The sequence below is a fragment of the Saccharopolyspora sp. ID03-671 genome (assembly GCF_045278815.1).
Classification (GTDB): Bacteria; Actinomycetota; Actinomycetes; order Mycobacteriales; family Pseudonocardiaceae; genus Saccharopolyspora; species Saccharopolyspora ipomoeae.
The window spans coordinates 2,460,221-2,481,151 of sequence record NZ_CP134054.1; the positions used below are offsets into that span (position 1 = coordinate 2,460,221).

Sequence of the window (20,931 nt, forward strand, 5' to 3'; positions counted from 1 at the left end):
AATCAATATTGCGCGCCTTCAAGCGAAACTGGGCCAGATTTCCGAGGTAAATTTCCGAGTTTTTCTGCTAGCATCAACGCCATGACGGAGTTCGCGAGTGAAGAAGACCGTAGTTTTTCTACGGAACACGACCTTCTGGTGTTTGGTCAGCGCCTCAGGCACTTGCGCCGAGCCGCCGGACTGACCCTCGTTGAGCTCGGCGACCGCGTGGGGAGAGCGCCGTCACAGCTGTCGTTGCTGGAGAACGGCCACCGCGAGCCGAAGCTGTCGTTGCTGCGGTCGCTGGCCGACGCGCTGGGCACCTCCGTCGACGAACTGCTGTCGAAGAAGGCCCCCAACCGGCGCGCCGAGCTGGAGATCGCGGTGGAGAAGGCCCAGCTCGACCCGATCTACCAGCGGCTGTCGCTGCCACCGCTGAAGGTCGGCAAGCGGCTGCCGACCGAGGCCCTCGAACACGTGCTGAGCCTCTACGAGGAGCTCAAGCGCCGCGAGACGCAGAAGGTCGCCACCCCGGAGGAGGCCCGCAAGGCCAACGCCGAGCTGCGCGGCATGATGCGCAAGCACAACAACTACTTCCCCGAGATCGAGAAGGCCGCCAGCGACCTGCTCAAGCGCATCGGGTACCACGGCGGGCCGCTCTCGGAGGGGCTCATCCAGTCCATCGCCACGCACATGGGCTACCGGCTGAAGTTCGTCACCGACCTGCCGCGCTCGGTGCGCTCGGTGACCGACCAGAAGAACCGCCGGATCTTCCTGCGCAGGGAATCGCTGGGCATGCACAGCCCGCGCACGATCCTGCTGCAGACGCTGGGCCACCTGACGCTGGGCCACAGCCAGCCGCGCGACTTCGCCGACTTCCTGCGGCAGCGGGTGGAGGCCAACTACTTCGCCGCCGCCGTGCTGGTCCCCGAGCAGTCGGCGGTGCCGTTCCTGCAGGACGCCAAGGCCGAGCGCGACCTGGCGGTGGAGGACCTGCGCGACGTGTTCTCGGTGTCCTACGAGATGGCGGCGCACCGGTTCACCAACCTGGCCACCCAGTACCTGGACCTGGTCTGCCACTTCGTCCGCAACGACGAGACCGGCATCATCCACAAGGCCTACGAGAACGACGGGCTGGTGTTCCCCACCGACCCGACGGGCGCGATCGAGGGTCAGCGGATGTGCCGGTACTGGGCCGGGCGGCAGGTCTTCGCCTCACCGGACCGGTACTCGACGTACTACCAGTACACCGACAAGCCGGGTGCCACGCACTGGTGCGTCGGCCACGTCGACCCGAGCCGCGGCCGGGACTTCGCGATCACCCTCGGCGTGCCCTACACGGAGTCGCGCTGGTTCCGGGGTCGTGACACCAACAACCACTCGAAGTCGGGCTGCCCGAACGGCGAGTGCTGCCAGCGCCCGCCGGCCGAGCTCGCCAGCCGCTGGGAGGGCATGGTCTGGCCGTCGGCGCGAGCCCACTCGCACGTCCTGGCGGCCCTACCGGCCGACACCTTCCCCGGGGTCGACGAAGCCGACGTCTACGCCTTCGTCGAAGCCCACCAGGACTGAACCGCACCCCGCTCCAACTCCGTCGTGGGTGGGGGAAGTTCTCATGAGAACTTCCCCCACCCACGAAGTGGGGATCTTTCACGAAACCACCCCCACCAGGGGCGGAACCCTCCCCAGTCCTCACGACACCCCGTTCGGTGGCGGGGACAGTTTTCATGAAAACCTCCCCACCTCATCACCACCGTCACCAGGGTTCTGGGGTGGGGACAGTTTTCATGAAAACTTCGTTTTCCCAGGTCACCGGGGTAGTTCGGCGATGGCTCCGGCCATCGCGAGGAACTGGGCCGCCGCCGGGGACAGGGGTCCCGGGCGCCAGAAGAGGACACCTCGGCGCACGACCCGGGGTCGCAGCGGGAGCACGACCGCACCGCGCGCGGCCGCGTCGCGGGCCATCGACCGGGGCAGCAGCGTGGCACCGGCCCCGGCCAGCACCAGCGGGACGATCATCGCCTGGTGCGCGGTCTCGACCGCGAACGTCGGTTCGCCGCCCCGGGCGCCGACGGTGTCCTCGATGACCGCGCGCGTCGCCGTGCCCGGCGGCGTGGCGATCCAGTCCAGCGTGGACAGCTCCGGCACGCTCAACCGCTTCTGACCGGGCGCGGACCCGGGCGGCAGGACGGCGAAGATCTCCCGCCCCCGCAGCACCATGCACTCCAGGTCGCCGATCGGGTGCTCCGAGTCGACGACCCCGAGCTCGCACTCACCGGCGCGCACCGCTGAGGTCACGTCGGTGCCCAGCTCCGGGTCGGCGACGTTGACCGCCACCCTGGGGTTCTCCCGCAGGAAATCGCCGATCAGCTCGGCGAGCGGGTCGACGGCCAGCGTCGTCTGCGCCACGACGTCCAACCGCCCGCTGGCCAGGCCCAGCACCTCGCGGACCGATGCGGTCGCGGTGCTCAGGTCGCGCATCACCTGCCGGGCGGGCTCGACCAGCGCGTCCCCGGCGGGGGTCAGCGACACGCCGTGCGGCAGCCGGTGGAAGACCTTGCCGCCCAGCTCCTTCTCCAGGTTGCGGATGGCGTGCGACAGCGACGGCTGGGCCACGTGCATCGCTTGCGCGGCGGCGGTGAAGCTGCCGTGCTCGACGATCGCCAGGAAGTACTCCAGCTCCCGCCGGTCCATCACACCTGCCTTCCCGCGCGTTCCGCCTGCCCGGCAGTGCACCGGGCAGGCGGGACGCCGCCTACTCGTGCGCGGTGCGGAACGCCGACGCCGCCTCCACATCGGACCACTGGTCGTCGTCGAGGTCCACGCGGAGCCGCCGCAGCCCGCCGGTGAAGGCGTTGTCGACCGGCGCGTAGTCGTCGGTGACCGGGCTGGCCCGGTCCACGCCGATGTCGAAGGTCTCGTCGAAGGCGAAGTAGTACGGGATCGTCGCGTCCACCCGCCCCGAGGCGACCTCGGTGCCGTCGATCCGCAGCGTCGCGGTGCCGCCCTTGCCGACACCGCCGCCGTCGTAGTCGAACCGCACGCTGACCTCGTGCTCGCCCGCTGTCACCGCTTCCGGTGCGCGGACGTGCTGGACGACCGTGCCGAAGTAGTTGTAGGCGTAGCAGGGCTTCCCGTCGTGGAAGTAGAACGACCACCCGCCGGTGTGCCCGCCCTGGGCCACCAGAACGCCTTCGGCACCGCCCTCGGGCACCTCGACCAGCGCGGTGAGGGTGTGCGAGCGGTTCTTGACGTTGGGCGCGGTCTCCTCGGTGAGCCGCTTGGCGCCCGCGTGGAAGGTCACCGACCGCCGGTCGCCCATCAGGTCCAGCCGCCCGGCTTCGAGGGGGTTCTCCCGCTCGGTCATCCGGTCGTCCAGCGGAAGCACGTTGTGCTTGGCCGCCTCCACCAGGAACAGCTGCTGCAGCTCGCGCAGCTTGTCCGGGTGCTCCTCGGCGAGGTCGTGGGACTGGGTCCAGTCGACGTTGGTGTTGTACAGCTCCCACTTGTCGTCGTCGAAGGAGCGCCGGACGCCGTCCTGCACCATCACCCACGGCGTGCCGTGGCGGGTCACGGCCATCCACCCGTCCTGGTAGATGCCGCGGTTGCCGACCATCTCGAAGTACTGCACGCGGTGCCGGTCGGGCGCGTCGGCGTCGTTGAAGCTGTAGAGCATGCTGGTGCCCTCGATGGGCTGCTGCGCGACGCCGTTGACCTCGGTCGGGTGCGGCAGGCCCGCGGCTTCGAGGATCGTCGGCACGATGTCGATGACGTGGTGGAACTGGTCGCGCAGCCCGCCGCGCTCGGTGATGCCCGCGGGCCAGTGCACGATCATGCCGTCGCGGATGCCGCCGAAGTGCGAGGCGACCTGCTTGGTCCACTGGTAGGGCGTGTTCATCGCCAGCGCCCAGCCGACCGGGTAGTGCGCGTGCGTGGTCGCGTCGCCCAGGGAGGCGTCGTGGGCGTTGATGAACTCGGCGCTGTCGGGGATGCCGCTGGCGAAGCGGTGCTCGTTGAGCGTGCCGCCCAGGCCGCCTTCGGCGGAGGCGCCGTTGTCGCCGAGGATGTAGACGAACATCGTGTTGTCGAGCTCGCCCAGCTCGTCGAGGGCGTCGACGAGGCGTCCGACCTGGTCGTCGGTGTGCTCGGCGAACCCGGCGTAGAGCTCCATGAGGGAGGCGGCGGCCCGCTGCTCCTCGGCGGAGAGCTCGTCCCAGTGCGGCACGCCCTCGGACCACGGCGCGAGTTCGGCGTCCTCCGGGACGACGCCGAGCTCCTTCTGGCGTTCCAGGGTGATCTCGCGCTGCCGGTCCCAGCCGTGGTCGAACTTGCCCCGGTACTTCTCGCGGTACTCCTGCGGCACGTGGTACGGCGCGTGGGTGGCGCCGAAGGGCAGGTAGGCGAAGAACGGGTTGTCGGGCTTGAGCGCGGTCTGGTCGCGCACCCAGTCGATCGCGTTGTCCACCAGGTCCTCGGACAGGTGGTAGCCGTCCTCGGGTTTGCGGGTGGGCTCAACGGGTTTCGTGCCGTCGAACAGCACGGGGTACCAGTGGTTCATCTCGGCGCACAGGAAGCCGTAGAACTTCTCGAAGCCCTCGCCGGTGGGCCACCGGTCGAACGGGCCTGCCGCGCTGACGTCGCGCGCCGGGGTCTGGTGCCACTTGCCGAACGCGGCGGTGTTGTAGCCATTGCCCTGCAGCATCTGGCCGATGGTGGCGGCGCTGAGCGGGCGGATGCCGCAGTAGCCGGGCGCGGCGGAGGCCATCTCGGTGGTGACGCCCATGCCGACGGAGTGGTGGTTGCGGCCGGTCAGCAGCGCCTGCCGGGTCGGCGAGCAGATCGCGGTGACGTGGAAGCGGTTGTAGCGCAGGCCGTTGTCGGCCAACCGCTCCGCGGTGGGCATGTTGCAGGGTCCGCCGAACGCGCTGGGCGCCCCGAACCCCATGTCGTCGATGAGCACGACGACGACGTTCGGCGCCCCCTGCGGCGGGCGCAGCGGCTGCCGCGGCTGGAACGCCGGGCTCTGATCACGCGCGTCGAGCGAGGTAGCGGCAGGCGGCTGAGGATCGGGGATCGGCAAACGTTCGCGGGAGAACTCCTCCACGAGCAACCTCCAGGCAGCGTCGAGCCCGCCACTATTGGTGGCGCACCAGCGAAAACATCGATGTGCTCGGCGGAAACCGAAACACCGCAAGACCTTTGCGCTCGAATGCTATCCACAGGTCTGAACCGCACAACCCCGATCCACGCTCTGGGACCGAGACGCACATCACGAATCCCCCGCATCGCCCCAGATCACCGCAGAATCAGACCAATCCTCGATCCACCCCATAAAGACCCTTTATGCCCCCCGGAACCCGAGTTCGCACGGGCACGAGCGGTGACGACGATGGTCACCAGGGGACAGTTTTAGCCATAACTGCCCCGACATTTCGGACATCGCTCGTGGGCAGTTATGGCTAAAACTGTCCCCCTCCAGGACCTCAGCCCCGAGCCGCCGCGTCCCCGCCCGCGGTGGGGTCCCAGACGCCGGTCGCGGTGCCTTCGGCGAGGCGTTGTTCGTAGACGCCGACCTTCCACGTGATCAGGTCCAGGCAGGACCGCAGGTCGGCGAGCTGGGCCTGCACGCGGGATCGGTGGCCACGGAGCAGCGCGAGGCGCTGCTCCTCGTTGCCCGGGCCTTCGCGCACGAGGGCGGCGAACGCCCGCAGGTCCGCCAGCGGCATGCCCGAGTCGCGCAGCCGCGTGCAGATCGCCAGCCAATCCACGTCCTGCTCGGTGTAGGCGCGACGGCCGCCGGAGGTCCGCCGAACCGGCGCGAGCAGCAGGTTCTCGCGCTCGTAGAAGCGCAGCGCGTACACGCTCAGGCCGGTGCGCTCCGCCACCTCGCCGATGCCCAGCTCGTTCGACATGACCCCGAAGCTACGGGCCCACGGCGCCGAGCAGCAGCACTTCCCGCGAGCTTGAGCTAGAGCGCACTCCAGCTCCTAGCGTCGCCGCTGAACGTCCATCGACGGCAGGCGCAGGAGGAACGATGACGAGGTTCGTCGGCAAGCGGGTGCTCATCACCGGGGCGACCACCGGTATCGGGTTGGCCGGTGCACGGCGGATCGCGGACGAAGGCGGTGAGCTCGTCCTGACCGGCACCGACCCGCAACGCCTCACCGCTCTGCGGCAGGCGATCCCGGCGGCGCAGGTGCTGGCCGACGATGCCGCCGACCCCCGCACCGGGGAAGCCCTGGCCGACGCTGTGGCCGAGGGCGGGCTCGACGGGCTGTGGCTCAACGCCGGCTACGCCGACACCGGCGATGTGGCCGAGCTCGACGCCGAGTTCTTCGACCGGATGATGCGCGTCAACGTGCGCGGCCCGGCCCTGCAGCTGGCGCGGCTGTCCGCGCACCTCAACGAGGGCGCGTCGGTCGTGGTCACCTCGTCGACCTCGACTTACGAAGGTTCGCCGGTGGCCACGGTCTACGCCGCGACGAAGGGTGCGCTCGTCGCGATGGCGCGAGGCTGGGCGTCCGCCCTCGCCGACCGCGGCATCCGCGTCAACACCCTCGTCCCGGGAGCGATCGACACGAACTTCCGCGCGTTCATGCCCGACCGGACGCGGGAGAACTTCGAGCACGACGTGCTCAGCCGAGTCCCGCTCCACCGCATCGGCACACCCGAGGAAGCCGCCGCCATCGCGCTGTTCCTGCTCTCCGACGACGCCACCTACGTCACGGCCGCCCAATACGCGGTCGACGGAGGCCTCACCAGGCGCTGATCCGGGCCTTCCCGTACGCACCGCGACGACGGTGGTGGGCACCGGACAGTTTTAGCCATAATCACCCATGATCAATGCCCGAAATGTCGGGACAGTTATGGCTAAAACTGTCCCCTGGGGACGAGAACGCCCTCCCACGACACGGAGTCGGGGGAGGGCGTCGACGTCAGATCATCGGGGGCGCTCGGGGTTACTTCTTGCCGCCCTTGGACTTGTCGTCCTTGGCTTCCTCCGTGGAGAGGGCCGCGACGAAGGCTTCCTGCGGGACCTCGACGCGGCCGATGGTCTTCATCCGCTTCTTGCCTTCCTTCTGCTTCTCCAGCAGCTTGCGCTTCCGGCTGATGTCACCGCCGTAGCACTTGGCGAGGACGTCCTTGCGGATCGCGCGGATGGTCTCGCGGGCGATGATGCGCGAGCCGATGGCCGCCTGGATCGGGACCTCGAACTGCTGGCGCGGGATGAGTTCGCGCAGCTTGGTGGCCATCTTCGTGCCGTAGGCGTAGGCGCCGTCGCGGTGCACGATCGCGCTGAAGCGTCGACCGGCTCGCCCTGCAGCAGGATGTCGACCTTGACCAGGTTGGAGGTCTGCATCCCCGACTCCTCGTAGTCCATCGAGGCGTAGCCGCGGGTGCGGGACTTGAGCTGGTCGAAGAAGTCGAAGACGATCTCGCCCAGCGGCAGCGTGTAGCGCAGCTCGACGCGGCTCTCCGACAAGTAGTCCATGCCGTCGAGCTGGCCGCGGCGGCCCTGGCACAGCTCCATGATCGTGCCCACGAACTCCGACGGGGCGATCACCGTGCACTTGGCGATCGGCTCGGAGACGTCCTTGATCTTGCCCTCGGGCCAGTCGGACGGGTTGGTCACCACGAGCTCGGTGCCGTCCTCCATCTCGACCTCGTAGACGACGTTCGGCGCGGTGGAGATCAGGTTCAGGTTGAACTCGCGCTCCAGCCGGTCGCGGGTGATCTCCAGGTGCAGCAGGCCGAGGAAGCCGCAGCGGAAACCGAAGCCCAGCGCGCCCGAGGTCTCCGGCTCGTAGGTGAGCGCGGCGTCGTTGAGCTGCAGCTTCTCCAGCGCCTCGCGCAGGATGGGGTAGTCGGAGCCGTCGATCGGGTACAGCCCGGAGTAGACCATCGGCTTGGGCTCGCGGTAGCCGGCCAGCGGCTCGGTCGCGCCCTTGCGCTCGGCGGTGACGGTGTCGCCGACCTTGGACTGGCGGACGTCCTTCACACCGGTGATCAGGTAGCCGACCTCGCCGACGCCCAGGCCCTTCGACGGCTTGGGCTCCGGGGAGATGATGCCGACTTCCAGCAGCTCGTGGGTGGCGCCGGTGGACATCATCTTGATCCGCTGCCGCGGGGTGATCTTGCCGTCGACGACCCGGATGTAGGTGACCACGCCGCGGTAGGTGTCGTAGACCGAGTCGAAGATCATCGCGCGCGGGGCGGTGTCGTCGACGCCCTCCGGCGCCGGGACCTGCTTGACGACCTCGTCGAGGACCGCGCCGACACCGTCACCGGTCTTGGCCGACACGCGCAGCACGTCCTCCGGCTCGCAACCGATGATGTGCGCGAGCTCGGCGGCGTACTTGTCCGGCTCGGCCGCCGGCAGGTCGATCTTGTTGAGCACCGGGATGATCTGCAGGTCGTGCTCCATGGCGAGGTAGAGGTTCGCCAGGGTCTGCGCCTCGATGCCCTGCGCGGCGTCGACCAGCAGGATCGCGCCCTCGCAGGCGGCCAGCGACCGGCTGACCTCGTAGGTGAAGTCGACGTGCCCGGGGGTGTCGATCATGTGCAGCACGTGCTCTTCGCCGTCGACGGCCCACGGCAGGCGCACGTTCTGCGCCTTGATCGTGATGCCGCGCTCGCGCTCGATGTCCATCCGGTCGAGGTACTGGGCCCGGTAGGCACGCTCCCCCAGCACACCGGTCAGCTGCAGCATCCGGTCGGCCAGCGTCGACTTGCCGTGGTCGATGTGCGCGATGATGCAGAAGTTCCGGATCCGCTCCGGCGGCGTGAAGGTGGTGTCGGCGAAACTGCTCACTCGGGTTCCTCGGATGTCGGCGGCGTTCCTACGGCTGTCGGCGTTCGTCGGCAGACGTCGGCCCGGGCTCCCCGGCGGGTGACGCGCAGGGTTCACCCCATAGTCCCACGCCACGCCCGGTACCCGACGCCCAACTCCCGGTCATCCCCCGCACCCCCGCTTGCCACCACGGCAAACCGTTCCGCCTCGAGGTGCTGGAGCGCTAGTCGCCTCGGGTGTCGCGTCGGATGGGGTGGTCGGCGGGGACCTCGACCAGGACGATCCTCATGCCGTCGGGATCGGCGATCCAGCCCTCGTGCAGGCCCCACGGCTTGTGCTCGGGCTCGGCGAGGACGGTGACGCCCTGGTCGCGGAGCTCGTCGAAGCTGGCGCGCAGGTCCCGGACCTGGAGCCACAGGACCTGGTCCGGGCTCGGCCCCTGACCACCCCGCCCGGAGACCTCCAGATATCCCTGCCCCAGGAAGAACACCGTGCCACCGGGGAACTCGCGGCAGATCGCCAACCCCAGCACGTCGCGGTAGAACCGCACCGACCGATCGTGATCGCCGGGCCGCAAGATCATCCGGCTGTTCAAGACCTCCATGCCGGTAGTTCTACCGGCCGGTTCGGTCATCCGCACACGTCCTCATCAGCCGCGTGCCGCTGCCGCGCATCCGGATCGATGAGCCGCTGCAATCGGCGAAGCAGATCCGCAGCCCGACGCCGGCCCACCTTGGACATGGAAGATTCACCCTCGCCCGCAGCAGCAGCGACCAGCACGCCGCGAATCCACTCGGATCGAGCGACCGGGGTCGTCACTGGAGGACTGTGATGCTGCGTCTGATGGGGCGTTCTTCGGCGCTGTTGACGAAGAGGTCGGGTGACTCCGATCGGATCCTTTCGACGTCTTCGAACACGGCGCGCAGGTGACTGCGCAGGGCTTCGACGGCGGCGTCGAGGTTGCGGGCTTCGAGGCCGTCGACGATCTCGGCGTGCTGGTCGATCAGATCCGGGACCGGGCTGACCGTGCGGAGGCCGAGGCGGCGGGCGCGGTCGAGGTGGGCCTTGGCCTGTTCGACCGTGCGCCAGGCGTTGGCATGATCGCCTGCGGCGAGCAGGCGCTGGTGGAAGGCCTCGTCGAGCTCGAAGAACCCGTTGACATCGTCGGCCGCGGCGCGCTGCTCCTCCAGCAGGTCGCGCAGGGCCTCGACGTCGGAGTCGGTGCGGAGCCGCACCGCGTCGGCCAGCGAGGCGACCTCGACGGCTTCGCGGACGAACTGGGCGTCGGCGATGCGCTGCGGATCGACCCGGGAGACGAACGAGCCGAGCTTCGGGAAGACGCGGACCAGGTCCTCTTCAGCGAGCAGCAACAGGCTCTCGCGGACCGGGGTGCGGGACACCTCCAGCTCACCGGCCAGCTCGTTCTCCGACAGCGGGTGCCCCGGGGGCAGCTGCAGGGTGATGATGCGCCGGCGGATCTCGCGGTGCACCGTCACTCGCGCCGAGGTCTTGCCCGCTGTGCTGGTCATGGTCACCACCCTATCGACAACCCTTGACCTCTGGGATCCCAGCACTTGTATGGTAGCGCTGGTATTCATCCCCGGAGGAGGGTCAATGTCGACGGACCTCGCACCGAGCGCGGGCGGACGATCGCTGCGTCGCACGGTCGCCGCCTCGGTGATCGGCACGATCGCCGAGTACTACGACTTCTTCATCTACGGCACCGCCTCGGCGCTGGTGTTCAACAAGGTCTTCTTCCCCGAGGTCGATCCGCTCGTCGGCACCCTCGCCGCGTTCTCCACCTACGCGGTCGGCTTCTTCGCCCGTCCGCTCGGTGGCCTGGTGTGGGGCCACATCGGCGACCGGCTCGGGCGCAAGAAGACCCTGGTCTACACGCTGCTGCTCACCGGGCTCGGCACCTTCGCGGTCGGCCTGATGCCCACCTACGAGCAGATCGGGCTGTGGGCGGCGATCATCCTGGTGCTGGTGCGGCTGCTGCAGGGCTTCGGCGTCGGCGGCGAGCAGGGCGGAGCGCTGCTGCTCACGGCCGAGGCCGCACCGCCGGGCAAGCGCGGCTTCTACGCGAGCTTCGTTCAGATGGGCTCGCCCGCCGCATACCTGATCCCGACCGTGCTGTTCGCGGTGCTCCAAGCGCAGCTGCCCGAGACCCAGTTCCTCTCCTGGGGCTGGCGCGTCCCGTTCCTGCTCAGCGCGGTCGTCGTGATCATCGGTCTCTACATCCGGATGCGGGTGCCCGAGTCGGAGACGTTCGAAGCCGTCAAGCAGCAGGAACCGCAGCGCGCGCCGCTCAAGCGGCTGCTGACCGACCACCGGCGCGAGGTCTTCGGCGGCATGCTCGCCAAGTTCGTCGAAGCCGCGGTGTTCCCGCTCTACACCGTCTTCCTCGTCTCCTACGCCGAAGCGCACGACGTCGACAGCTCCATCGTGCTGGATGCGGTGATCATCGCGATCCTCGCCGAGCTGATCATGCTGCCGTTCTGGGGCAAGCTCACCGACCGCATCGGCCGCCGCACCACGTTCATCGGCGCCGCCGTGCTCAACCTGGTGCTGCTGGTGCCGGCGTTCCTGGCCGTGGAGAGCGGCGACGTCGTGCTGATCACGCTGCTCATGATCGCCGGACTGGCCTTCGGCCACGCCGGGACCTACGCGCCACAGGCCTCCTACTTCCCGGAGCTGTTCCCCTCCGGCGCCCGCTACAGCGGGGTGTCGGTGGTGTGGCAGTTCGGGGCGATGATCGCCAGCGGTCCGTTCACCGTCGTCGCCTCCGCGCTGCTGGTGCTCGCCGATGGCGGCTTCACCTGGGTCGCGGTCTACGTGGCGGGGTTGATCGTGCTGAGCCTGATCGGCCTGCGCTTCCTCCCCGAAACCGCTCCGAACCGCCGCAGCGGCGCCGAGTACGCCGACTGGCCCGGCGCCGAGGAACGACCCGAGAGGACAGAGGTTGTCCAAGATCGTTGATGCGAAGGTCATCGTCACCTCGCCCGGGCGCAACTACGTGACGCTCAAGATCACCACCTCCGACGGTGTGATCGGCTGGGGCGACGCGACGCTCAACGGGCGCGAGCTCGCGGTGGCGTCCTACCTGCGCGATCACCTGTGCCCGCAGCTGATCGGACGCGACTCGCAGCGCATCGACGACACCTGGCAGTACCTGTACAAGGGCGCCTACTGGCGGCGCGGGCCGGTCACCATGACCGCGATCGCCGCTGTGGACGTCGCGTTGTGGGACATCAAGGGCAAGGTCGCCGGGATGCCGGTCCACCAGCTGCTCGGCGGTCCAGCCCGGGACGGCGTGCTGGCCTACTGCCACGCCACCGGCGAGGACATCCCCGCGCTGCTCGACGACGTCGCCGCGCACCTGGACCAGGGGTTCCTGGCGGTCCGCGCGCAGGCCTCGGTGCCCGGCGTCGACAAGGCCTACGGCGTCGCGGCCAAGGGCGAGTTCTACGAGCCCGCATCGTCGGCGGTTCCGGAGGAAGGTCGCTGGGACGGCGAGTCCTACCTGCGGCACGCCCCGAAGGTGCTCGGTGCGGTGCGGGAGCGGTTCGGGTTCGACTTCCACCTGCTCCACGACGTGCACCACCGGCTCACCCCCATCGAGGCCGGGCGGCTGGGCAAGGACCTCGAAGAGCACCGGATGTTCTGGATCGAGGACCCCTCCCCCGCCGAGGATCAGAGCGCGTTCCGGCTGATCCGCGAGCACACCACCACTCCGATCGCGGTCGGCGAGGTGTTCAACTCGATCTGGGACTGCCAGCAGCTCATCACCGAGCGGCTGATCGATTACATCCGCACCTCGGTCTCGCACGCGGGCGGCATCACGCACCTGCGGCGGATCTTCGCCCTCGCCGAGCTCTACGGCGTGCGCACCGGTTCCCACGGTGCCGGAGACCTCTCACCGGTGTCGTTGTCCGCGGCGCTCAACGTGGACCTGGTGGTGCCGAACTTCGGCATCCAGGAGTACATGGGTCACACCGAGCAGACCTCCGAGGTGTTCCACTCCGGCTACACCTTCGCCGACGGCTACCTGCATCCCAGCGACGAACCCGGCCTGGGCGTGTGGGTCGACGAGGCGGCTGCCGAGCGGTTCCCGTACGAGCCGCGTTACCTGCCGGTCAACCGCCGCCGCGACGGGTCGGTGCACGACTGGTGACGCGCGCGAAACGGCCCCTCCCCCGTCGTGGGGAAGGGGCCGTTTCGACGACCGAGAAGACTCAGATCTTGTTCACGCGAGCGGCCATGGCCGACTTCTTGTTGGCGGCCTGGTTCTTGTGGATGACGCCCTTGCTGGCGGCCTTGTCCAGCTGACGGCTGGCGGCCTGCTGCAGCTCGACGGCCTTGTCCTTCTCGCCGGCGTCAGCGGCCGCGCGGAACTTGCGGATGGCGGACTTCAGCGACGTCTTCACAACCTTGTTGCGCTGGCGGTTCGCCTCGTTGGTCTTGATCCGCTTCATCTGGGACTTGATGTTGGCCACTGGTACGCCTCTTCCTCGTCAGTCGAATCGCGTGCCGCACTCGATCGGCCCGGTCCGGGGACCGGTCTTCCTCCACGGCGGAATGCCGTACGACACGATCGTCCATGTTAACAAGGCTCACCTGCGGCTTCGCCGGGTGGTCCCGGCGCCGCGAGAGCGCTCACACCCGCTCGGAATCCGGTGTGCGCAGGCCATACGGTGATGCCTCGTGCTCACCGCGTTGAACTGGCCCGGATTCGCCGATCTCACCCTCGCCGGGCTGCTGTTCCTCTGCGCGGCGGCGTTCCTGGCCGGGGCCGTGGACGCCATCGTCGGCGGCGGTGGGCTCATCCAGCTGCCCGCGATGCTCATGCTGCTGCCCGGTGGCGAGGTCATCTACTCGCTGGCCACCAGCAAGATCGCCGCCATCGCCGGGACCTCCGCCGCGGCCCGAACCTACGCCAAGCGCACGCCGATGGACTGGCGGGCCGCGCTGCCGATGGCGCTGGTGGCGCTGCTCGGATCGCTGGGCGGAGCGGCGCTGGCCGACGCGCTGCCGTCCTCGGTGCTCAACGTCGTCGTGCTCGTCGCCCTGGTCGTCGTCGGCATCTACACGTGGCGCAAACCCGACCTCGGGTCGGTGCACGCACCCCGGTTCGCGCGACGTCTCCAACTGGTGCTGATGCTGCTCGGCGGCGCTGCGATCGGCTTCTGGGACGGCATCGCCGGGCCCGGAACCGGATCGTTCCTGGTGTTCTGGCTGGTCAGCCTCGTCGGATTCGCCTTCGTCACCGCCTCGGCCACCGCGAAGGTCGTCAACGTGGCCACCAACCTGGGCGCGCTGGTCTTCTTCATCCCCGCGGGCAAGGTGCTGTGGGGACTGGGCCTGGTGATGGCCGCGAGCAACATCGCGGGCAGCGTCCTGGGCGCGACGCTGGCCGCCGGTCGCGGATCGGCGTTCGTGCGCCGGGTCTTCCTGACCGTCGTCGTCGGCCTGGTCGTCAGCCTCGGCTGGAAGATCGCGCTCAGCGGCTGATCAGGACTAGGCTCCTGAGGATCATGGGGGCTGTCGCCGTCGTTCTCGTCGTTCTCGCCGCGTTCGCGCACGCGGGGTGGAACTACTTCGCCAAGCGGGCCGGCTCGTCCGGGGCCGGGTTCGTGTGGCTGACCGCGAGCTGCTCCGCCGTGCTCTACCTGCCGGTCGCCTCGGGCGCCTTGCTGTGGGGAGCTTCTCACGACGACTTCCCCGCCCCCACGACGTTCCTCCTGGGCGTCGTGGTCAGCGCGACCATCCACCTCGGGTACTTCCTGCTGCTGCAGCGCGGTTACGCCGTCGGCGACATGTCGGTGGTGTACCCGCTGGCCAGGGGCACCGGGCCGATGCTGTCGATGCTGGTGGCCGTGCTCGTGCTGCACGAGCGGCCGGGCTGGCTCGGCGCGTGCGGCGGGCTGCTGGTGGTGTGCGGGGTGTTCGTGATCGGGCTGTCCGACGGCGTGCCGCGCTCTGGGGCGAACCTCGCCGGTGTCGGGTTCGGGCTGCTCACCGGGGCCCTGATCGCCACCTACACGGTCTGGGACGCGCACGCCGTGACCGGGCTGGCGCTGTCGCCGCTGCTGTTCGACTGGGCCAACAACTTCACCCGCAGCGCACTGCTCTCCCCCTACGCGATCCGCCGCCGCGACGTGCTCGCGCGGATCTGGTCCGAGCACCGCCGGGAGATCATCGCCGTCGGCCTGCTCTCGCCCCTGGCCTACATCCTCGTGCTGTTCGCGATGCAGCTCGCGCCGGTGAGCCTGGTGGCCCCGGCGCGGGAGCTGAGCATCGTCATCGCCGGGCTGCTGGCCTGGCGGGTGCTCGGCGAGGCGCAACCGGTCCGGCGCCTGACCGGGGCCGTCGTGGTGCTGGCCGGAGTGGTGCTGCTCGGGGTGGCGTGATCAGCTGCGCTGGTTGCGCAGCGACACCAGGCGCAGGACGGTCTTCTCCAGGGCGTAGTCGGCGTCGGCCGCCATGCCCTTCACGCCCGCGTTGACCTCGGCGACGACCTGCAGCGCGGCGGACAGGCTCGTCGGCGTCCAGCCCCGGGACTGGGACAGGGCCTTCTTCACCTTCCACGCGGGCATGCCGAGGTCCCCGGCCAGCCGGTAGGGATCGTTGCGGCCGCCCGCTGCCGCGACGCGGCCGATGGTGCGCACCGAATCGGCCAGGGCGTCTGCGATGAGCACGTGCGGCACCCCGAGCTGGATCGCCCAGCGCAGCGCCTCCAACGCCCCGGCGCGATCGCCCACCACGGCCTTCTCCGCGACCGCGAACCCGGTCACCTCGGCGCGGCCCCGGTAGTACCGGCCGACCGCGTCCGCGTCGATCTTGCCGCCGGTGTCGGCCACCAGCTGCGAGGCCGCCGCCGCCAGTTCCCGCAGGTCCGAGCCGACCGCCTCGATGAGGGCGTTGACCCCGCCCGAGTCGGACTTGCCTCCCGCGCGGCGGATTTCGTCCCGGACGAACGCCTCGCGGTCGGCGGGCTTGGTGAGCTTCTTGCACTCGGTGACGCGCGCGCCCGCCTTCTTCAGCGCGTTGGGCAGCTCCTTGGCGTGCTTGGCCCGGCCACCGCCGCTGTGCACCACGATCAGCGTGATGCCCTCGGCGGGCTGCTTGGCGTGGGTCAGCAGGGCTTCGGCGATCTCCTTGCCCGCGTCCTGAGCCGACTCGATCGCGAGCACCCGCGCCTCTGCGAACAGCGAGGGACTCAGCATTTCAGCGAGCTCAGGAGGGGTGAGCTCACTCACCTTCACCCGGCTGAAATCGGCCTCCGGATCGGCGGCGCGCGCGGCACCGACCGCCGCCCACATCGCGCGCTCGACCAGCAGCTCTTCGTCCCCGAGCACCAGGTGCAGGGGGTCGGCGACAACGGTCGGTGAGCTCATGCGGGCATGGTCCCACGGAGCGGCGACAGTCCCGCCATCTGGATGCGCACTGGCCAGGAAGACGTGCGTTCCACTAACGTTGCCGCCACAACCGAATAGCTCATCCAGAGGGGCAGAGGGAACGGCCCGTTGAAGCCCCGGCAACCGTTCGTCCGATGCATCGTGCGAAAAACCGGCGCGAGGTCACGGACGCAAACAGGTGCCAATTCCGACCCGTCCGCGGGACAGATGAGGAGAGGACCTCGCGCGATGACTGCTGCTGCCCACGCCGCCACCACTGCCGGCAAGAAGTTCGATCTCGGCAACGCCGTCGAACTGGTGTCCAAGGAAGAGGGACACCGGCAGCCCCTGGCTCCTGAGTTCGTCTCCCTCGAGGACTTCTCGCCGCTCGAGGTCGCCTACGACTTCCCCCAGCTCCGCCGCGAGGACATCGAGGCCGGTCCGCGTTCCATCTGGCGCTACAAGCAGCTGCTGCCGGTGCCGAGCAACGTCGACCAGATCCCCAACACCGAGCCCGGCTGTACCCGCTTGATCCAGGCGGACAACCTGGCCAAGGCCCTGGGCGTCAAGAAGATCTGGATCAAGGACGACACCGGCAACCCCACGCACTCCTTCAAGGACCGCGTCGTGGCCGTGGCCCTGGCCGCCGCCCGCGAGTTCGGGTTCAAGGTGCTGGCCTGCCCGTCCACCGGCAACCTCGCCAACGCCGTGGCCGCCGCCGCTGCCCGCGCGGGCTGGGACTCGGTCGTGCTGGTGCCCAAGACCCTCGAACGCGCCAAGATCCTGATGAGCGCGGTCTACGACGGCTCGCTGCTCGCGGTCGACGGCAACTACGACGACGTCAACCGGCTGGCCACCGAGCTCGCCGGTGAGCACGAGGACTGGGCGTTCGTCAACGTCAACGTCCGGCCCTACTACTCCGAGGGCTCCAAGACCCTGGCCTTCGAGGTCGCCGAGCAGCTGGGCTGGCGGCGTCCCGAGCAGATCGTGGTGCCGATCGCCTCCGGCTCGCAGCTGACCAAGGTCTACAAGGGCTTCAACGAGCTCAGCCAGGTCGGGCTGGTCGAGGACTCCCCGGTGAAGATCTTCGGCGCGCAGGCCACCGGCTGCTCCCCGGTCTCCACCGCCTACCGCAACGGCCACGACGTGGTGCAGCCGGTCAAGCCGGACACCATCGCCCGCTCGCTGGCCATCGGGGCTCCCGCCGACGGTCCGTACGTGCTCGACGTCGTCCGCAAGACCGGCGGCGCCATCGAGGACGTCACCGACGACGAGGTCCGCGCCGGCATCCGCCTGCTGGCCCGCACCGAGGGCATCTTCGCCGAGACCGCCGGTGGCGTGACCGTCGCGACCGCCAAGAAGCTCATCGAGGCCGGCAAGATCGACCCGGACGCCGAGACGGTCCTGCTGATCACCGGTGACGGCCTCAAGACCCTGGACGCCGTCGAGGGCGAGCTGGGCCCGAAGGCCACCGTGGCGCCGACGACCGAGTCGGTGAACCAGGCGCTGGGCCTCTGATCCAGTTGTAGGACGAGCCTCCTCTTTCGCGAGCGGGTGGTCGCCCCACGGGCGGCCACCCGCTTCGTCGTCCACAGCGGACGGTCAGTTCTCCTCGGCGCGCAAGGGATCTCCGCGCGAGACGAAGCGCGGCCCCTGCGGCCCCGGCAGGACCGCGATGTCCCCTTCCTGGTCGGTGCGGAGCACCCGGGCACCGGCGCGGGTGAGCGTGTCGATCACGAACGCGTTGGGGTGGCCGTAGTCGTTGCCCGCGCCGACGCTGATCAGCGCGAGCCCGGGCCGCACCGCGGTGAGGAAACGCGGTGCGCTGTACCGGGATCCGTGGTGCGGCACCTTGAGCACGTCGGCTCGCAAGTCCTCCCGCGACGACACCAGCCGCCCCTGCCCCGGCAGCTCCACGTCTCCGGTGAGCAGCACCCGGCCCGCCGGGGTGGTCGCGCGGATCACCAGCGAGGCGTCGTTGGCGTCGTCAGCCGTCTGGGTCCGGGTCACGCTCGGATCCGGGGCCAGCACGTCGAGCACCAGGGAAGGCCAGGTCAGCCGTTGCCCGGCCTGCAGCGCGACGATCGGTGCGCGGTGCGCGCGGGTGTCGCGCACCAGATCGTCGAACGCCCACTCCGGTTCCCGCAGCGGTCCGATCCCCACCGCACCGACCGGCATCTCGCCGAGCACCGTGCGCAGGCCGCTGACGTGGTCGGCGTGCAGGTGCGTCAGCACCGCCATCGACACGCGCTGGATCCCCAAGCGCCGCAGGCAGTTCGCGGACCGTCGGGGGTCCGGCCCGGTGTCGACCACCACCGCCTCCCCCGGCGTGCCGGTGGCCAGCACCAGCCCGTCGCCCTGCCCGACGTCGCAGGCCACCACGCTCCAGCCCGGCACCGGCCAGCCCGGCAGCATCGTGCGCACCGGCAGCACGACCAGGGCGCTGAGCAGCACCGCGACCACCGCCAGCAGCCGAATCCTCCTTCCTCGCAACGCGATCAGCCCCACCAGCAGCAACACCGCGAGCAGCAGTCCCCCACCGGTCCCGGTCGGCCAGTCGAACACCGCCCCCGGCACCGCGGCGGCGCGATCGGCGATCACCAGCACCCACGCCAGTTCCGGGCCCGCCAGCTCGACGAGGAGCCCCGCGAGCCACGTCGACGCCGGTGCGGTGACGGTGGCCAGCACGCCGAGCACCGTCGCCGGTGCGATCACCGGTGCCGCCAGCAGGTTCGCCGGCACCGCGACCAGGCTCACCCCACCGGAGATCGCGGCGATCAACGGCGCGGTGACCACGTGGGCGGCCACCGGCACCGCGATCGCCTCCGCCAGCCCGACCGGGACACCGCGGGCGCGCAGCGCGGCCGCCCAGGCCGGGGCGAGCAGCACCAGTCCCGCCGTCGCCGCGACCGACAGGGCGAACCCGGCGCTGGTCGCCAGTTCCGGCAGCAGGAGCAGCAGCCCGACGACGCTCGCCGCCAGGGCGGGCAGCGCCGAGCGTCGCCGCCCCAGCACCAGCGCCAGCAGCGTGATCGCCCCCATCGCGGCCGCGCGGAGGACGCTCGGCTCCGGTCCGGTCAGCCCCACGAACCCGACCAGGACCAGTGCGGCGCCCACCGCGCAGACCACCGGGCCGAGTCCCAGCAGGTGCAGCAGCACCAGGACCGCGCCGCACACGATCGCCAGGTTGGCGCCCGACACGGCTGTGAGATGGCTGAGCCCGGCCGTCTCGAAGTCCTGCTCCACCTCCGGTGGCAGACCCGCGGTGTCGCCGACCACCAGCCCGGGCAGCAGGCCCGAGGCCTCCGGGGACAGGTGCTCGGCGGAGACCTCGCGCAGCCCCGACCGCAGGTCGGCGGCGCCCCGCTGCCATCGCGGTGGCGGGCTCACCTCGCTCGGCGCCTGGTGGATCGGCAGCATCGCGACGACCAGCCGGCCCTCGCGGGGCGGTGCCGCCTTGCCCCGGACGGTGAGCCGCTGCCCGGCGATCAGCCCGCGCCACCGGTCGGTCGGCACCAGCAGCACCACCGAACCGCCGGACTGGACGCGCCGACCGGCGACCTCGGTGGTCACCACTTCGGCGCGCGCCAGCGAGCGGTCCTGCGCCCGGCTGCCGCCGAAAGCCGCGCCGCGCAGCGGGGTCGGGGCGGAGGTCAGCTCGACCCGCACCGTCACCGCCTCGCCCTCGGTCGCCGCCCGCCGCAGCGGGTGCTCGGCGACGTCGTGGACCCGGACCGCGATCGCACTGCCCGCGACCCCTGCCAGCAGCAGGACCACCAGCACGGCCCTGGCTCCCGCCCGGCGCCGCGAGAACCCCCGGACCAGCGGGGCCGCGATCGCGGCCGCCGAGGCCACCACCGCCGCGCAGACCCACCCGGCCCGCAGGCCCAGCAGAGTCACCAGCCAGACCGCCGCGGCGGCCGGGACCAGCCGCAGGTCCGGCCGCCGGATCACACCCGCACCAGGTCGCGCAGCTTGGACAGCCGCGCGTCGCCGATCCCGCCGACCTCGCCGAGCTGGTCCACGGAGTCGAAGCGGCCGTGTTCGGTGCGCCACTGCAGGATTCGCTCGGCGGTGACCTCGCCGACCCCGGGCAGTCCATCGAGCTGCTCCTTCGTCGCCGCGTTGAGGTCGAGCCTGCCGTCACCACCACCGGAACCCGGCTGCCCGGACTGGGCCTGCTGGGCTTCAGGTGGCACGGGGATGGCGACGTAGAGCTGCTCGCCGTCGGCGAGGCGGCGGGCGAGGTTGAGCCCGGTCAGGTCGGTCTCGGGCAGCGCGCCACCGGCCGCCGACACGGCGTCGGCGACCCGCGCGCCCGCGGGCACGGTGACCAGGCCTGGGCGCTCCACCCGGCCCACGACGCTGACCACCAGCTCGGCGGGAGCGGTGGGACCGGTCGACACGGGTGCGGGCGGAGGCGGCAGCGGTGGCGGCGCGGACTCGGCCTCGGGCCGGTCCGACCAGGCGAGCACGAGGACCCCGGCCAGCACGACGGCGGCCACGAGCGCGACCGCGAGCAGCCCGGCTCGGCCGGGGTCCACTCTGGACCGCAGCAGGGGTTCCGGGAGCCATCGCTCGGCGAGCCGCGACAGGGGCGAACTTCGGCCGCCCTCGGGCTTTTTCACCGAGTAGTTGCGCTCGATCCGATCGGTCGGTTCGTCGTGCTCGGCCTCGCGGCGCAGCGTCTGCAGCCGGGACCGGGTGCCGAGCTGCTCGTAGGAGTCGTCATCGGTGGCGTGGAAGAGCTTGGAGTCGAACATGTCG

Annotated in this window: 17 protein-coding genes, 1 pseudogene and 1 riboswitch; of the genes and pseudogenes, 7 read left to right on the forward strand and 11 right to left on the reverse strand. The window is 70.3% G+C overall.

Annotation, left to right across the window (positions count from 1 at the left end; translation table 11 throughout):
* Window positions 1–81 precede the first annotated feature (81 nt).
* A complete protein-coding gene (locus REH65_RS11020) occupies window positions 82–1,548 on the forward strand; it encodes a helix-turn-helix domain-containing protein (protein WP_406692345.1) in 1,467 nt (488 codons plus the stop codon).
* A 237-nt stretch (window positions 1,549–1,785) separates the two neighbouring features.
* Here REH65_RS11020 and REH65_RS11025 read toward each other — a convergent pair whose 3' ends face one another.
* From REH65_RS11025 to REH65_RS11035, 3 genes are all read right to left on the reverse strand, one after another.
* Entirely contained in the window at window positions 1,786–2,670 is an 885-nt protein-coding gene (locus REH65_RS11025; protein WP_406692346.1) for a LysR family transcriptional regulator, read from the reverse strand.
* Window positions 2,671–2,731: 61 nt separating this feature from the next.
* On the reverse strand, window positions 2,732–5,080 hold the full coding sequence (locus tag REH65_RS11030; protein WP_406692347.1) for an arylsulfatase: 2,349 nt from the start codon (window positions 5,078–5,080) through the stop codon (window positions 2,732–2,734).
* 379 nt (window positions 5,081–5,459) lie between these two features.
* Entirely contained in the window at window positions 5,460–5,888 is a 429-nt protein-coding gene (locus REH65_RS11035; RefSeq protein ID WP_406692348.1) for a MerR family transcriptional regulator, read from the reverse strand.
* A gap of 122 nt (window positions 5,889–6,010) precedes the next feature.
* On the opposite strand from REH65_RS11035, the gene REH65_RS11040 reads away from it, so the two are divergent.
* Entirely contained in the window at window positions 6,011–6,745 is a 735-nt protein-coding gene (locus REH65_RS11040; RefSeq protein WP_406692349.1) for an SDR family oxidoreductase, read from the forward strand.
* A gap of 190 nt (window positions 6,746–6,935) precedes the next feature.
* Here the strand turns inward: REH65_RS11040 and lepA are convergent.
* The 4 genes and pseudogenes from lepA to REH65_RS11060 form a co-directional block, all read right to left on the reverse strand.
* Window positions 6,936–8,788, reverse strand: a pseudogene (gene lepA / locus REH65_RS11045) (translation elongation factor 4).
* Window positions 8,789–8,990: 202 nt separating this feature from the next.
* A complete protein-coding gene (locus tag REH65_RS11050; RefSeq protein ID WP_281457086.1) occupies window positions 8,991–9,371 on the reverse strand; it encodes a VOC family protein in 381 nt (126 codons plus the stop codon).
* Between the two features lie 26 nt (window positions 9,372–9,397).
* On the reverse strand, window positions 9,398–9,586 hold the full coding sequence (locus tag REH65_RS11055; protein ID WP_406692350.1) for a hypothetical protein: 189 nt from the start codon (window positions 9,584–9,586) through the stop codon (window positions 9,398–9,400).
* Window positions 9,583–10,296 carry a GntR family transcriptional regulator gene (locus REH65_RS11060; protein WP_406692351.1) on the reverse strand — a complete coding sequence of 238 codons (714 nt, stop codon included), beginning with the start codon at window positions 10,294–10,296 and terminating at the stop codon, window positions 9,583–9,585. The genes REH65_RS11055 and REH65_RS11060 overlap by 4 nt, the downstream gene beginning before the upstream one ends.
* Before the next feature lie 85 nt (window positions 10,297–10,381).
* Between REH65_RS11060 and REH65_RS11065 the strand changes: the two genes are divergently transcribed.
* Both REH65_RS11065 and manD read left to right on the forward strand, forming a co-directional pair.
* Window positions 10,382–11,746, forward strand: a complete 1,365-nt coding sequence (locus REH65_RS11065; protein ID WP_406692352.1) for an MFS transporter — start codon at window positions 10,382–10,384, stop codon at window positions 11,744–11,746.
* Complete coding sequence (gene manD, locus REH65_RS11070; RefSeq protein WP_406692353.1) at window positions 11,730–12,941, forward strand: D-mannonate dehydratase ManD; 1,212 nt, start codon at window positions 11,730–11,732, stop codon at window positions 12,939–12,941. Before REH65_RS11065 ends, manD begins: the two co-directional genes overlap by 17 nt.
* A 61-nt stretch (window positions 12,942–13,002) precedes the next feature.
* Here the strand turns inward: manD and rpsT are convergent, their stop codons facing one another.
* Entirely contained in the window at window positions 13,003–13,263 is a 261-nt protein-coding gene (gene rpsT, locus REH65_RS11075; protein ID WP_281457090.1) for a 30S ribosomal protein S20, read from the reverse strand.
* A 208-nt stretch (window positions 13,264–13,471) separates the two neighbouring features.
* Between rpsT and REH65_RS11080 the strand changes: the two genes are divergently transcribed.
* Together REH65_RS11080 and REH65_RS11085 are read left to right on the forward strand one after the other, a co-directional pair.
* On the forward strand, window positions 13,472–14,278 hold the full coding sequence (locus REH65_RS11080; protein WP_406692354.1) for a TSUP family transporter: 807 nt from the start codon (window positions 13,472–13,474) through the stop codon (window positions 14,276–14,278).
* Window positions 14,279–14,301: 23 nt separating this feature from the next.
* On the forward strand, window positions 14,302–15,177 hold the full coding sequence (locus REH65_RS11085; RefSeq protein WP_406692355.1) for an EamA family transporter: 876 nt from the start codon (window positions 14,302–14,304) through the stop codon (window positions 15,175–15,177).
* Here the strand turns inward: REH65_RS11085 and holA are convergent, their stop codons facing one another.
* On the reverse strand, window positions 15,178–16,164 hold the full coding sequence (gene holA / locus REH65_RS11090; protein ID WP_281457093.1) for a DNA polymerase III subunit delta: 987 nt from the start codon (window positions 16,162–16,164) through the stop codon (window positions 15,178–15,180). It lies immediately after the preceding gene.
* Window positions 16,165–16,261: 97 nt separating this feature from the next.
* A riboswitch (SAM riboswitch) is annotated at window positions 16,262–16,399 on the forward strand.
* Between the two features lie 14 nt (window positions 16,400–16,413).
* Here holA and thrC point away from each other — a divergent pair.
* Entirely contained in the window at window positions 16,414–17,682 is a 1,269-nt protein-coding gene (thrC, locus tag REH65_RS11095) for a threonine synthase (protein WP_406692356.1), read from the forward strand.
* 84 nt (window positions 17,683–17,766) lie between these two features.
* Here thrC and REH65_RS11100 read toward each other — a convergent pair whose 3' ends face one another.
* Complete coding sequence (locus tag REH65_RS11100; protein ID WP_406692357.1) at window positions 17,767–20,118, reverse strand: DNA internalization-related competence protein ComEC/Rec2; 2,352 nt, start codon at window positions 20,116–20,118, stop codon at window positions 17,767–17,769.
* Complete coding sequence (locus REH65_RS11105; protein ID WP_406692358.1) at window positions 20,115–20,927, reverse strand: helix-hairpin-helix domain-containing protein; 813 nt, start codon at window positions 20,925–20,927, stop codon at window positions 20,115–20,117. The genes REH65_RS11100 and REH65_RS11105 overlap by 4 nt, the downstream gene beginning before the upstream one ends.
* Window positions 20,928–20,931 lie beyond the last annotated feature (4 nt).